At 56.3% G+C, this 12,445-nt stretch carries 15 protein-coding genes; 13 read left to right on the top strand and 2 right to left on the bottom strand.

The genetic code is table 11. From position 1 onward, the window contains the following. From Q7T06_RS00210 to erpA, 3 genes are all read left to right on the top strand, one after another. Nucleotides 1-703, top strand: a 703-nt coding sequence (locus tag Q7T06_RS00210) for a DUF6776 family protein (RefSeq protein ID WP_304778128.1), incomplete at its 5' end; no start/stop codon positions are given. 12 nt (nucleotides 704-715) lie between these two features. Next, nucleotides 716-1,120 carry a polymer-forming cytoskeletal protein gene (locus Q7T06_RS00205; protein ID WP_304778125.1) on the top strand — a complete coding sequence of 135 codons (405 nt, stop codon included), beginning with the start codon at nucleotides 716-718 and terminating at the stop codon, nucleotides 1,118-1,120. 50 nt (nucleotides 1,121-1,170) lie between these two features. Next, the gene (gene erpA, locus Q7T06_RS00200; protein WP_304778122.1) at nucleotides 1,171-1,518 is read left to right on the top strand and encodes an iron-sulfur cluster insertion protein ErpA; all 348 of its coding nucleotides are present in this window, start codon (nucleotides 1,171-1,173) and stop codon (nucleotides 1,516-1,518) included. Nucleotides 1,519-1,599: 81 nt separating this feature from the next. Here erpA and Q7T06_RS00195 read toward each other — a convergent pair whose 3' ends face one another. Both Q7T06_RS00195 and Q7T06_RS00190 read right to left on the bottom strand, forming a co-directional pair. Beyond that, entirely contained in the window at nucleotides 1,600-2,733 is a 1,134-nt protein-coding gene (locus tag Q7T06_RS00195; RefSeq protein ID WP_304778118.1) for an anhydro-N-acetylmuramic acid kinase, read from the bottom strand. Between the two features lie 103 nt (nucleotides 2,734-2,836). Beyond that, nucleotides 2,837-4,207 carry a peptidoglycan DD-metalloendopeptidase family protein gene (locus tag Q7T06_RS00190; protein ID WP_304778115.1) on the bottom strand — a complete coding sequence of 457 codons (1,371 nt, stop codon included), beginning with the start codon at nucleotides 4,205-4,207 and terminating at the stop codon, nucleotides 2,837-2,839. 168 nt (nucleotides 4,208-4,375) lie between these two features. Here Q7T06_RS00190 and tyrS point away from each other — a divergent pair, with 168 nt between their 5' ends. From tyrS to Q7T06_RS00140, 10 genes are all read left to right on the top strand, one after another. Next, on the top strand, nucleotides 4,376-5,617 hold the full coding sequence (gene tyrS / locus Q7T06_RS00185) for a tyrosine--tRNA ligase (protein WP_304778111.1): 1,242 nt from the start codon (nucleotides 4,376-4,378) through the stop codon (nucleotides 5,615-5,617). A gap of 57 nt (nucleotides 5,618-5,674) precedes the next feature. Continuing rightward, entirely contained in the window at nucleotides 5,675-6,124 is a 450-nt protein-coding gene (dtd, locus tag Q7T06_RS00180; RefSeq protein WP_304778108.1) for a D-aminoacyl-tRNA deacylase, read from the top strand. A gap of 75 nt (nucleotides 6,125-6,199) precedes the next feature. Next, the gene (locus Q7T06_RS00175; protein WP_304778132.1) at nucleotides 6,200-6,841 is read left to right on the top strand and encodes a YbhB/YbcL family Raf kinase inhibitor-like protein; all 642 of its coding nucleotides are present in this window, start codon (nucleotides 6,200-6,202) and stop codon (nucleotides 6,839-6,841) included. A gap of 14 nt (nucleotides 6,842-6,855) precedes the next feature. Then, nucleotides 6,856-7,506, top strand: a complete 651-nt coding sequence (locus tag Q7T06_RS00170; RefSeq protein WP_304778106.1) for a histidine phosphatase family protein — start codon at nucleotides 6,856-6,858, stop codon at nucleotides 7,504-7,506. Nucleotides 7,507-7,633: 127 nt separating this feature from the next. Continuing rightward, nucleotides 7,634-8,650: a tRNA dihydrouridine synthase DusB gene (dusB, locus tag Q7T06_RS00165; RefSeq protein WP_304778104.1), complete on the top strand. Its 1,017-nt coding sequence runs from the start codon at nucleotides 7,634-7,636 to the stop codon at nucleotides 8,648-8,650. Nucleotides 8,651-8,746: 96 nt separating this feature from the next. Then, nucleotides 8,747-8,980, top strand: a complete 234-nt coding sequence (locus Q7T06_RS00160; RefSeq protein WP_304778102.1) for a helix-turn-helix domain-containing protein — start codon at nucleotides 8,747-8,749, stop codon at nucleotides 8,978-8,980. 148 nt (nucleotides 8,981-9,128) lie between these two features. Further along, complete coding sequence (purH, locus tag Q7T06_RS00155) at nucleotides 9,129-10,694, top strand: bifunctional phosphoribosylaminoimidazolecarboxamide formyltransferase/IMP cyclohydrolase (RefSeq protein ID WP_304778100.1); 1,566 nt, start codon at nucleotides 9,129-9,131, stop codon at nucleotides 10,692-10,694. Between the two features lie 54 nt (nucleotides 10,695-10,748). Then, nucleotides 10,749-11,291: a crossover junction endodeoxyribonuclease RuvC gene (gene ruvC, locus Q7T06_RS00150; RefSeq protein ID WP_304778098.1), complete on the top strand. Its 543-nt coding sequence runs from the start codon at nucleotides 10,749-10,751 to the stop codon at nucleotides 11,289-11,291. A 52-nt stretch (nucleotides 11,292-11,343) separates the two neighbouring features. Next, complete coding sequence (gene ruvA, locus Q7T06_RS00145) at nucleotides 11,344-11,922, top strand: Holliday junction branch migration protein RuvA (RefSeq protein ID WP_304778095.1); 579 nt, start codon at nucleotides 11,344-11,346, stop codon at nucleotides 11,920-11,922. Nucleotides 11,923-11,974: 52 nt separating this feature from the next. After that, the coding region (locus tag Q7T06_RS00140) for an AAA family ATPase (protein WP_304778091.1) at nucleotides 11,975-12,445 on the top strand (471 nt) is incomplete at its 3' end.

The raw sequence follows: 12,445 nt of genomic DNA, 5'->3' as shown, positions 1-12,445 counted from the left end.
GCGCTGGTCGGTTTCGCCTGCGCGCATGACGATCAAGAATCATTTGCCCTGGCCTTTGCGAGTGATTGTCATTGCGATCGTGCTGGGTTTGAGTGGCGCCATAGCCATGTGGGCGTATGACCTGGGCCGTAGTTTTACCGGCTTCAAGTCGGGCACATCGGCAGTGCAACTCGAAGAGATGCAGGAGCAGGTGAGGCAGGTCAGTGCGGAGCGAGACCGGTTCCAGACGACTGTCAATGCGGCAGAGAGTCAGTTGAATATAGAACGATCGCTGCAGGTGCAATTAGGCAAGCAAATCAAGGTGCTGGAGTCGGAAAACAGCAAGCTCAAGGATGACCTGGCTTTTTTTGAAAGCCTGCTGCCTACCGATACCGGTGCGCAGGGTATTACCATCCGTCGCCTGAAGGTGGAAATGGTAGAACCTACCCAGTTGCGTTACAGGTTGTTGTTAATGCAAGGCGGCAAAGTCGCTCGCGATTTCATGGGAAATTATCAACTTATTGTGACCCTCATGCAGGGCGGCAAAAGTGCTATGATGACCTTCCCCAGGCCGGAAGCAAGCGAGTCATTCAAGCTTTCGTTCAAGCATTATCAGCGTGTCGAAGGTGTGCTTGCTGTGCCAGAAGGCGCGATAGTAAAGTCAGTCCAGATCAAGATTCTTGAAAAAGGCGCGCTACGTGCGCAGCAGTCCGCAAATTTGTAAAGGAGTGTCATCATGTTTGGCCGTAAAACCAAAAGTACGATTGATAGCCTGATAGGTGCTGCGACGAATATTGCCGGCAATGTGCATTTCAAGGGTGGCTTGCGCATCGATGGCTGCGTGAAAGGTGATGTGATTGCCGATGAAGATGAGACCAGCATGCTGGTGATTTCGGAACATGCCAGGGTGGAGGGTGAGGTACGTGTAGCCCATTTGCTCGTCAATGGCGAAATCATCGGGCCGGTATTTTCATCGGAATTGCTTGAATTGCAGCCCAAAGCCCGCATAACTGGTGATGTGCATTACAAAGCCCTGGAAATGCATGGCGGCGCTGTGGTATCGGGCAAGTTGACGCACGATACAGTGGACGAGCCGATTTTGAAGCTGGCCGTGCCCATACTTGCGGCGCACAATACGTAAAGTCCGGCACAGGTCTATAATGAACTACCGTTTTCCAGCAGGAGTATGAAATGAATGCAATCGCCGAAATGCCCGCCCCTATCGTCTTCAGTGACAGCGCTGCGATGAAGGTCGCACAATTGATAGAAGAAGAAGGCAATCCAGATTTGAAATTGCGCGTGTTCGTGCAGGGTGGCGGCTGTTCCGGCTTCCAGTACGGCTTCACGTTCGATGAAATCGTCAACGAAGACGACACCACGATGACCAAGAATGGCGTGCAACTGTTGATCGATTCGATGAGCTACCAGTATCTGGTGGGCGCCGAAATCGATTACAAGGATGATCTGGAAGGCGCGCAATTCGTCATCAAGAATCCGAATGCCACCACTACTTGCGGCTGCGGTTCATCCTTCTCCTGATATCGTTTCAGTCTTGGGCCTGAAATAAAAAAGCGCAGAAAATTCTGCGCTTTTTTGTTGGCTGCGACTATCGGATAAAACTCAGGCCGGATACAGCGCGCCCAGAATTCTCGGCCCCGCAGCGCCGGTGACCGATGGCAAATTGCCCGGCTGACGGATGTGGAAGCGTTGTGCCAGCCATGCAAATGCCAATGCTTCCACGTGATTCGGCGCCACGCCCAGCGCGGCTGTTGATTCGACGGTGACGGACGGGTTGTGCAGCCGCAGCGCAAACTGGATCAGCGTCATCAAATAAGTATTGTAAGCACCGCCGCCGCATACATACACAGCCTGGGTTTCCGGCGCGTGCATATTGATGGCATCGCTCAGCGTGGTCGCAGTGAAGACGGCGAGCGTGGCTTGCACGTCGGCGCTAGCCAAATCCGGGAAATCCGTCAGTTTTTGCGCCAGCCAGGCTGGATGGAACAGGTCGCGGCCGGTACTTTTGGGTGGCGGCGCGGCAAAAAATGCTTCATTGCGCAATTCCTTCAATAGCGCAGTACTCACCTTGCCGGTCTTGGCCCATGCGCCATCGGCATCATAGGCCTGCCCATTGTGTTGCGTTATCCAGGCATCCATCAATACATTGCCGGGCCCGGTATCGAAGCCGGTCACCGGCGCGTCCGCGTGATGCGAGAGCACGCTGATATTGCAGATGCCGCCTATATTGACGACCACACGGTTTTCATTCGGATGGCTGAAAAGCGCACGATGGAAGGCGGGCACCAGCGGTGCGCCCTGGCCGCCGGCTGCGACATCCCTGCTGCGGAAATCCGCCACCACGTCTATGCCTGTCAATTCAGCCAGCAATGCCGGGTTATTGGTTTGCCGCGTGTAACCAGCTTCAGGTTGGTGCCGTATGGTTTGCCCATGCACACCGATGGCCGTGACATCGAAAGGTGCCAGATGGGCTTCTTGCAAAAGCGCGGCGACACACTCTGCATAATGTTCGACCAGCAGGTTTGCTGCGAGCGCTTCGCGATGAATTTCATCGTGGCCCGCAGTTTGCAATGCCATCAATTCCACCCGCAAGCTGGCCGGGAACGCGATATACGCTGCCGCCAGAGTTTGGGTAGGCAAACCGTCGTGGGAAAAGGAGGCAAGGATGCCGTCGACACCATCGAGACTGGTGCCGGACATCAAGCCGATGAAAAGCGGGGTAGCGGGAGTGGGCATAAAAAAACCGTTCGTCTAAGTAAGGTGATTCTAAATCACTCTCCCCGTAAGGAACGGTTTTTGATGCCCGATCAAGCAAAGGCAGTGTGTATCTTTGCGACGCTTATTTTGCAGCCAGGCGGATATTCCTGTTTTCGGGCATCAGCAACGCAAAGCGATGCGACATCTCGCTGGCAACGCTGCGGAAGCGCTGCATTTGCGCCGCAGCCAAAGGTTGCGCATTCGGGATATCGACCGACATCGGGTCGCGTGCCTGGTTATTAACCCGGAACTCATAGTGCAAATGCGGTCCGGTCGACCAGCCGGTCGTGCCGACGTAGCCTATCACCTGGCCCTGGCTGACCTTGGCGCCCTTGCGCAGATTGGTGGCAAAGCGACTCATGTGCGCATACGCGGTTGAATAATTCGACCAGTGCTTGATCACAACCACGTTGCCGTAGCCCCCTTGTTTACCCGCAAAATCGATGATGCCGTCACCGGAGGCACGAATCGGGGTGCCGGTTGCTGCGGCGAAATCGACGCCCTTGTGCGCTTTCCATAAACCTGAAATCGGATGCTTGCGCAGCGAAAATCCGGAAGAGACGCGGGAGAACTCAAGCGGCGATTTCAGGAAAGCCTTTTTTAGCGATTTGCCGTCGAAGCCGTAATAGCCACCGCTTTGCGGGCTACCCGGTTCTTCAAACCAGACCGATTGGTAAGTGGCCGGGCCATTCGCGAATTCACCTGCCAGCACGCGGCCGGCGTGCACGTATTCGCCATTTTGCCAAAAGGTTTCATAGACGACATTGAAGCGGTCGCCGCGGCGCAGGTCGGAACCGAAGTCTATGTTGGTGGAAAACATGTCGACGATTTGCGATGCGATATTGTCGGGGATTTGTGCGGCGTCGGTCGCGGCAAACAACGAGGAACGGATGGTGCCGGAGCGCATCTCTATGCGTTTTTCCATCGCTACCGGCGCTTCCACGGCCTTGAACTGCTTGCCTTCACGCGTGATCACGATATTTTTGAAGGCTTCATTGCGGCCGCTTGAAACGGTGCTACTGAGCCAGTTCAGTTCGCCATCTTCGCTGGTTTGCACTTGCACGCGTTTGCCGGCTTTGAGCTGCATCACGCTGCGCGCGATCGGATCCGACTTGATGAAGGCGGCGGCCTCATTGTCGTCCACGCCCAGGCGCCCGAGTAAGGTCGCCAGCGTATCGCCGGAACGCACGCGTTCTTCGCTGATATAGTTTTGCTGCCGGTTCTCGAGCGCGGCGATCTGCTCGGCCAGCTGCGGCAGAGCCAATTCCTGCGAGATGGATTTGATCGGTAAATTATCTGCATCGGGTGCCATCGGAGCGACACCTGCCGCACCAAAAGCACATACTGCCAGCAAGAGTGCGGAGCCGGAGACTATGCGCGTTTTGCGGGATGAGCCGAGTAGAAGTCTTTTACTGCTTGAGCTTGCGCTCAGGAATTTATTTAATGTGAACATGCAATAAGTTAAAATCTGCCGCTGGTTCAGTTTCTCTTTCTTGTTGCTTTTATTTTGTTGATGCGCGGCAAGGTTAAAAGTAGCTGAAATTAAAATCAAAAAGCATTGTAACCACTTCCTCTTTTCTTACACCCGTTTCTTACAAAACTTACAAATTATTTTCACGATATGGACCATTCTTCCAGCAGCAAAGCCGTGCAACTGCCTCTCTCCGACAAGGTGCAAGAGGCCTTGACGGTCGCCAAGCGCGGCGTTGAAGAATTGTTAATCGAATCCGAATTCGCCCAAAAACTGGCGCGCTCCGAGCAAAGCGGCAAGCCTTTGCGCATCAAACTCGGACTGGACCCGACTGCAGCTGATTTGCACCTCGGCCACACTGTCGTCTTGAACAAGATGCGTCAGTTGCAAGATCTGGGCCATCAAGTGATTTTTTTGATCGGTGATTTCACGTCGATGATAGGTGACCCGTCCGGGCGCAACATCACGCGTCCGGCCCTGACCAAAGAGCAGATAGACGAAAACGCGAAGACTTATTTTGCGCAAGCCAGCCTGGTCCTCGATCCCGCCCGCACGGAAATCCGTTACAACTCGGAATGGTGCGATCCGCTGGGCGCGCGCGGGATGATAGAACTGTCGGCCAAATACACGGTGGCGCGGATACTGGAGCGCGAGGATTTCACCAAGCGCTTCAAGGCTGGTACGCCTATTTCGGTGCATGAATTGCTGTATCCACTGATGCAGGGCTACGATTCGGTCGCCTTGCGCTCGGACCTGGAGCTGGGCGGCACTGACCAGAAATTCAATTTGCTGGTGGGTCGCGAACTGCAAAAGGATTATGGACAGGAACAGCAATGCATCTTGACGATGCCCTTGCTCGAAGGCCTGGATGGCGTCGAAAAAATGTCCAAGTCGAAAGGCAATTACATCGGCATCACCGAGCCGGGCAACACGATGTTCGCCAAACTGATGAGCATCTCCGACGTGATGATGTGGCGTTATTACGAGCTGCTGTCGTTCCGCTCCATCGATGAAATTGCACAGTTCAAGACAGAAGTTGCCGGCGGCCGCAATCCGCGCGACATCAAGGTCTTGCTGGCGCAGGAAATCGTCGCCCGCTTCCATACGGTGCAGGCCGCCGACGATGCGCTGACCGATTTCGTTAACCGCTCCAAGGGTGGCATACCGGACGACATTCCTGATGTCGCCTTGAGCGGCGCGCCGCTGGGCATAGGTCAATTGCTGAAGCAGGCCAATCTGTGTCCGTCGACATCGGAAGCCTTGCGCATGGTAGAGCAGGGCGGCGTGCGCATAGATGGCGCCGTGATCAGCGACAAGGCATTGAAAGTGGAAGCAGGCACGCTGGTGGTGCAGGTAGGCAAGCGCAAGTTTGCCCGCGTCACCCTGTCTTGAGCAAAAGATGTTGCTGCCGGGGTTGGTGCTGACAAGTTGTGCGCTTAGAGGCGGGCTGTGATTGCGCTTTTGCAGCGCGTCACGCATGCCAGCGTGGTGGTGAACGAGGCGACGGTAGGCGAAATAGCTGCGGGCTTGATGGTCTTGTTGTGTGCGGAACGTGGCGATACGGAAAAGGAAGCGGATGCCTTGCTGGCCAAGCTGCTGTCGTATCGCGTGTTTGCCGACGATGGCGGCAAGATGAATCGCAGCGTGATCGATGTCGCCGGCGGCTTGTTGCTGGTGCCGCAATTCACGCTGGCGGCCAATACCAGCTCGGGCACGCGCCCTTCATTCACGCCTGCGGCGGCACCGGAGCTGGCGCGCGCCCTGTTTGATTATTTTGTTGCGCAAGCCAGGCAAAAACATGCGCAGGTAGCGACTGGAGAATTCGGGGCCGACATGCAGGTATCGTTGACCAATGACGGGCCGGTGACCTTCTGGTTGCAGGTCAAGCCGGCGCTTTGATTTGTGCCTGTGCTGTCAGCCGTAGATGGCGCGCAGCCGTTAGAATATCCACACCACACAATAGTCGAGTACATGATGAAGTTATGGAGTGATTCCTTCAAGGATGGCGGCGCGATTCCGGGCGAGTACGCATTTTGCGTGATGGATGCGCTCACGCATGCCGCATTGTCGAGTAATAAAAATCCGCACCTGGCCTGGAGCGAGATACCCGCCGGCACTAGGTCGCTGGCATTGATCGTCCATGACCCAGACGTGCCTTCGCGTGGCGACGATGTGAATCAGGAAGGCAAGACGGTGCCGGCCGATTTGCCGCGCGTCGATTTCTTTCACTGGGTGCTGATCGATTTGCCGGCTGATACCGTGCAGATAGCGGCAGCGTCATTTGCCGATGGCGTGAGCCCGCGCGGCAAAGCCGGTCCGGCGATTGCCAACTCGCCTGTCAGTGGCGCGCGCCATGGCATCAACGATTACACCGGCTGGTTTGCGCAGGATGCACAGATGGCTGGCGATTACTTCGGTTACGACGGCCCGTGCCCGCCGTGGAATGATGCAATTGCGCATCGCTATATATTCACGCTGTATGCGCTCGATATTGCCCGCCTGCCGGTGGATGGAAAATTCACCGGACAGCAGGCAAGAGATGCGATTGCCGGCCATGTGCTGGATCAGGCCAGCGTAGAGGGCCGGTATACCCTGAATCCAGCCGTGTCTGCTTGAGGCGACCAGAGAATATGACTGAAATATTGTTGATACGTCACGGCGAAACCGACTGGAATGTCGAGAAGCGCCTGCAGGGACACCACGATATCGGGCTTAATCGCGAAGGCGTGCGGCAAGCCACGGCGCTGGGCCGCGCCTTGCTCAAGGAGCCGCTGGATGCGATTTTTTCCAGCGACCTGCAACGTGCCTACGATACGGCGCAGGCGATCGCGATGCCGCGCGGGATGAAAGTGCAACTGGAGCGAGGTTTGCGCGAACGCTGTTTCGGCGCGTTTGAAGGCTTGGTCCATCCTGAGATAGCCGAGCGCTATCCGGATGGCTATGCCGCCTGGAAAAGGCGCGATATTGATACCCGCTATCCGAGCGGCGAGTTTGATGCAGAGACGCTGCGCGAGTTTTCAGCGCGCGCCATTGCCGCCATTGTGCGTCTGGCAGCCACGCCCGGTTATCAGAAAATTGCGATCGTCACGCATGGCGGCGTGCTCGACTCCGTCTACCGTAGTGCGAAGAGTATGGGTTACGAACATCCGCGCGATTTCGATGTGCTCAATGCGAGCATCAATCGCGTGCACTGGGATGGAGCGAATTTCGAAATACTCGAATGGGCCGACGTCACGCATCTGGCGCACGCTGCGCTGGATGAAAGCGACAATCTGGCGTAAGCAAATTGACAACAAGTTGCGATTAAATACAACGTTTGCCGCATTTAAACGCATTTAATTTCAAACGCGGCGGGCCCGCTGGCGGATGCAGATAAAATAGCGCTTTCCCCCACAGCCTGCCCGCGACGTGAACATCGGCCCTTATTCCCTACCGAACAATGTATTTGTCGCCCCGATGGCGGGGGTGACGGACCGGCCGTTCCGTCAATTGTGCAAGCAGCTGGGCGCCGGTTATGCCGTCTCCGAAATGGCCGCATCCAATCCGCGTTTGTGGGCGACCGATAAATCGACCCGCCGCACCAATCACGATGGCGAAGTGGAGCCGAAAGCGGTGCAGATAGCCGGCGCCGATCCGCTGCTGCTGGCTGAATGCGCAAAATTCAATGTCGATCGCGGTGCCCAAATCATCGACATCAATATGGGTTGCCCGGTCAAGAAAGTCTGCAACAGCTGGTGTGGTTCGGCCCTGCTGCAGCATGAAACACTGGTGGCCGAGATACTCGAAGCCGTGGTGGCCGCAGTGGATGTGCCCGTTACGCTGAAATTCCGCACCGGCTGGGACCGGGCGCACAAGAATGCATTGAACATTGCGCGCATCGCCGAACAGAGCGGCATCGCGATGCTGACCTTGCATGGTCGCACACGCGCCGACGGTTACAGCGGCGAGGCCGAGTACGAGACGATAGCTGCAGTCAAGGCGGCCGTGTCCATTCCGGTGGTGGCCAACGGCGATATCACGACGCCGGAAAAAGCCCGTTTTGTACTCGATGCGACAGGCGCCGATGCGATCATGATAGGCCGCGCTGCACAGGGACGGCCATGGATATTCCGCGAGATCGATCATTATTTACGCACCGGCACTCATTTGCCTGCGCCTATGATTTCCGAAGTGCGCGCCCTGATGGATGAGCATCTCCGCGCGCATTATGCGTTTTATGGCGAGTATCTGGGTGTGCGCACGGCGCGCAAGCATATAGGCTGGTATGTGCGCGAGCTCATCGGCGGCGAGGCCTTTCGCCAGCAAATGAATCGACTGGAAGATTGCGAACAGCAATTGGCGGCGGTGAATACCTTTTTTGAATTGCAGCTGGCCCACGGTGACCGGTTACAATATCGTCCGACTGAAGAAAAGTTGGCCGCCTGATAAGCGAGTCTGCGCATCGTCATCGAAGTGATGATATGCGGGCTCCAAAAAATCATAAAAACGATTATAAAAACAAACGCGCAATCAACCGAGCACATGAGCAAAGACAATATTCAAGACGTCGTCAAGAAAAGCCTGGAAAAATATTTCAAGGATCTGGGCGAACAAATGCCGTCCAATGTTTACGAGATGGTGGTGTTTACCGTCGAAAAGCCGATCCTCGAAGCCGTGATGGCGCGCGCCGAGGGTAACCAGTCGCACGCCGCCGACATGCTGGGCATCAACCGCAATACGCTGCGCAAGAAGTTGCAGCAGCACGACATGCTGTAAAAATCCGCTGCTATCCTTTCCTTCCTGTGCTGTTTGCACAAAGTGAATCAGGCAAGGGCAGCAATGTCAGCGAACGATACGGGCCGCTTTGGCCTTGCGCTTTCATCTTACGTTTTTATCTTATTCAATTATTCCCGGCATATTCATCATGATCAAACAAGCTCTTATTTCCGTTTCCGACAAAACCGGCGTGCTGGATTTTGCGCGCGCCTTGTCCGGCATGGGCGTCAACATCCTGTCTACAGGCGGCACTGCAAAACTGCTGGCTGAAAACGGCATCAAGGTAACCGAAGTGGCTGATTACACCGGCTTCCCGGAAATGCTGGATGGTCGCGTCAAGACGCTGCATCCGAAAGTGCATGGCGGCATACTGGCGCGCCGCGATTTCCCCGAGCATGTCAGCGCGCTGGAAAAGCACGGCATTCCGACCATAGACATGGTGGTCGTCAACCTGTACCCATTCCAGCAAACCGTCGCGCGTGAAGAGTGCGCGCTGGAAGATGCAATAGAAAACATCGATATCGGCGGCCCGGCCATGCTGCGCTCGTCAGCCAAGAACCACAAGGATGTGATCGTCATCTGCGACCCGACGGATTACGCGCAAGTGCTGGCAGAGTTGAGCGCCAACAATGGCGAAGCAAGCTATGAAACCAAATTCGCACTGGCGAAAAAAGTATTTGCGCACACCGCGCAATACGATGGCGCGATCACCAACTATTTCACTTCGCTCGGTGCCGACAAGCAGCACGCGACGCGCAGCAGCTATCCAGCCACACTGAACCTGCATTTTGAAAAAGTGCAGGAAATGCGCTACGGTGAAAATCCGCATCAATCGGCGGCGTTCTACCGCGAAAGCAATCCGCAAGCCGGCGCGCTGGCGAATTACACGCAGCTGCAAGGCAAGGAACTGTCGTACAACAATATCGCCGATGCGGATGCCGCATGGGAATGCGTGAAGACTTTCGATGAAGTGGCTTGCGTCATCATCAAGCACGCCAATCCTTGCGGCGTGGCGATAGGAGCGAGTCCCCTGGAAGCCTACAGCAAGGCCTTGCAAACCGACCCGACTTCCGCCTTCGGCGGCATCATCGCCTTCAATCACGAAGTCGATGGCAATACGGCGGAAGCAGTCGCCAAGCAATTCGTTGAAGTGCTGATAGCGCCATCGTTTACAGATGAGGCGAAGAAAATATTCTCCGCCAAGCAAAATGTCCGTTTGCTGGAAATCCCGCTGGGCCATGCAGTCAATGCGCATGACTTCAAGCGCGTAGGCGGCGGTTTGCTGGTGCAATCGCCGGATGCGAAAAACGTCATGCTGGCTGAATTGAAAATCGTCAGCAAGAAGCAGCCTACACCGCAGCAATTGCAGGACTTGATGTTTGCCTGGCGCGTCGCGAAATTCGTCAAATCGAATGCGATCGTCTTTTGCGCAAATGGGATGACGATGGGCGTAGGCGCCGGGCAGATGAGCCGCATCGATTCGGCGCGCATTGCGTCGATCAAGGCACAGAATGCCGGCCTGTCGCTGGTCGGCACTGCAGTCGCATCCGATGCCTTCTTCCCTTTCCGCGATGGCCTCGATGTGGTCGTCGATGCCGGCGCCACTTCGGTGATCCATCCGGGCGGCTCCATGCGCGACCAGGAAGTCATCGATGCAGCCAACGAGCGCGGCATCGTGATGCTGCTGACCGGCACCCGTCATTTCCGTCACTGACAGGAGCAGGCGTTTGCCGCAAGTAGAACGCCTGCCCACTCACTACCGACTCCCATGAAAATTCTCGGCATCGATCCCGGCTTGCGCACTACCGGTTTTGGCGTGATCGAGAAGCATGGCAACAAGCTGACTTATATCGCATCGGGCACCATCAAGACGCCCGATGCCGATTTGCCGCAGCGCCTGAAAACCATTCTGGTCAGCGTTTCCGAAGTGATCGCCACCTATCGTCCCGATTGCGCGGCGATAGAAAAAGTCTTCGTCAACGTCAATCCACAATCGACATTGTTGCTGGGGCAGGCTCGTGGCGCCGCCATCTGTGCGCTAGTGAGCGCTGACTTGTTGGTGGCGGAATACACGGCGCTGCAAGTCAAGCAAGCCGTGGTCGGGCAAGGCAAGGCGCAAAAAGCCCAGGTGCAGGATATGGTGCAGCGCTTGCTGAAATTGTCCGGCATGCCCGGCACCGATGCAGCCGATGCGCTGGGCGTGGCGATCTGTCATGCGCATAGCGGCGAAACCCTGAGCATGCTGGGCGCCTTGGCGCCGGAGCTGGCGAAAAAAGGTTTGCGCGTGCGCGGCGGCCGTCTGGTCGGATAATGCACGCTTACGCATTCATCTACATACACTCCTCACTACCAAGGTCATCGCGATGATAGGTCGTCTCTCCGGAATCCTGCTTGAAAAAAATCCGCCGCAATTGCTGGTCGATTGCAACGGCGTCGGCTATGAAGTCAATGTGCCCATGAGCACCTTCTACAACCTGCCCGGCCTTGGTGAGAAAGTTGTATTGCTGACGCACCTGACGGTGCGTGAAGATGCGCACATCCTGTTCGGTTTCGGCACAGCGGAAGAGCGCAACGTCTTCAGGCAACTGGTGAAGATCACCGGCGTCGGTGCGCGCACGGCCTTGTCTATACTGTCCGGCATGTCGGTGGCTGATCTGGTGCAGGCAATCACGCTGCAGGAAGCCGGTCGCCTGACCAAGATACCTGGCATAGGCAAGAAAACCGCCGAACGCCTGCTGCTGGAATTGAAGGGCAAGCTGGGAGCCGATCTGGGCGCGGCTGGCGGCGCCATCAACAGCGATGCGACCTCGGATATCCTGAACGCGCTGCTGGCGCTCGGCTATTCGGATAAGGAAGCGATGCTGGCCCTGAAACATGTGCCTGCCGGCACCGGCGTTTCCGACGGCATCAAGCTGGCGCTGAAGGCGCTGTCGAAAGCATAAGCGCAGATCTCTCTGCTGTTAAATTCGGCAGCCGTCACGCTACAATGCAGGCATGAGTATTCAAACCGACGATTTCAGCGAACAGCGCATCATAGCCGCCACCCCCGCTTCAGCCAATGAAGAGGCGATAGAGCGCGCACTGCGTCCCAAACACCTCGACGAATATGTAGGCCAGGAAAAAATCCGCGGCCAGCTGGAGATATTCATCACCGCCGCGCGGCAACGGCGCGAAGCGCTGGACCACACGCTGCTGTTCGGTCCGCCGGGTTTGGGCAAGACCACGCTGGCGCACATCATCGCGCGCGAAATGGGCGTCAACCTGCGCCAGACTTCCGGCCCGGTGCTGGAGCGCGCCGGCGACCTGGCCGCCTTGCTGACCAACCTCGAAGCCAACGATGTTTTGTTCATCGATGAAATCCATCGCCTGTCGCCAGTGGTGGAAGAAATCCTCTATCCGGCGCTTGAGGATTACCAGATCGATATCATGATCGGTGAAGGGCCTGCTGCGCGTTCCGTGCGCCTC

Origin of the sequence: Herminiimonas sp. (assembly GCF_030645555.1) — a bacterium.
Classification (GTDB): domain Bacteria; phylum Pseudomonadota; class Gammaproteobacteria; order Burkholderiales; family Burkholderiaceae_D; genus Oxalicibacterium.
Note: the sequence above shows the minus strand (reverse complement) of the source record. Positions and strands in the feature narration are given on the sequence as shown.

What these genes read in the sequence shown, in the direction of transcription:
- Q7T06_RS00205 (WP_304778125.1), top strand. Translation starts at nt 716, where the DNA reads ATGTTTGGCCGTAAAACCAAAAGTACGATTGATAGCCTGATAGGTGCT.
- erpA (WP_304778122.1), top strand. Translation starts at nt 1,171, where the DNA reads ATGAATGCAATCGCCGAAATGCCCGCCCCTATCGTCTTCAGTGACAGC.
- Q7T06_RS00195 (WP_304778118.1), bottom strand. Translation starts at nt 2,733, where the DNA reads ATGCCCACTCCCGCTACCCCGCTTTTCATCGGCTTGATGTCCGGCACC.
- Q7T06_RS00190 (WP_304778115.1), bottom strand. Translation starts at nt 4,207, where the DNA reads ATGTTCACATTAAATAAATTCCTGAGCGCAAGCTCAAGCAGTAAAAGA.
- tyrS (WP_304778111.1), top strand. Translation starts at nt 4,376, where the DNA reads ATGGACCATTCTTCCAGCAGCAAAGCCGTGCAACTGCCTCTCTCCGAC.
- Q7T06_RS00175 (WP_304778132.1), top strand. Translation starts at nt 6,200, where the DNA reads ATGAAGTTATGGAGTGATTCCTTCAAGGATGGCGGCGCGATTCCGGGC.
- Q7T06_RS00170 (WP_304778106.1), top strand. Translation starts at nt 6,856, where the DNA reads ATGACTGAAATATTGTTGATACGTCACGGCGAAACCGACTGGAATGTC.
- Q7T06_RS00160 (WP_304778102.1), top strand. Translation starts at nt 8,747, where the DNA reads ATGAGCAAAGACAATATTCAAGACGTCGTCAAGAAAAGCCTGGAAAAA.
- purH (WP_304778100.1), top strand. Translation starts at nt 9,129, where the DNA reads ATGATCAAACAAGCTCTTATTTCCGTTTCCGACAAAACCGGCGTGCTG.
- ruvC (WP_304778098.1), top strand. Translation starts at nt 10,749, where the DNA reads ATGAAAATTCTCGGCATCGATCCCGGCTTGCGCACTACCGGTTTTGGC.
- ruvA (WP_304778095.1), top strand. Translation starts at nt 11,344, where the DNA reads ATGATAGGTCGTCTCTCCGGAATCCTGCTTGAAAAAAATCCGCCGCAA.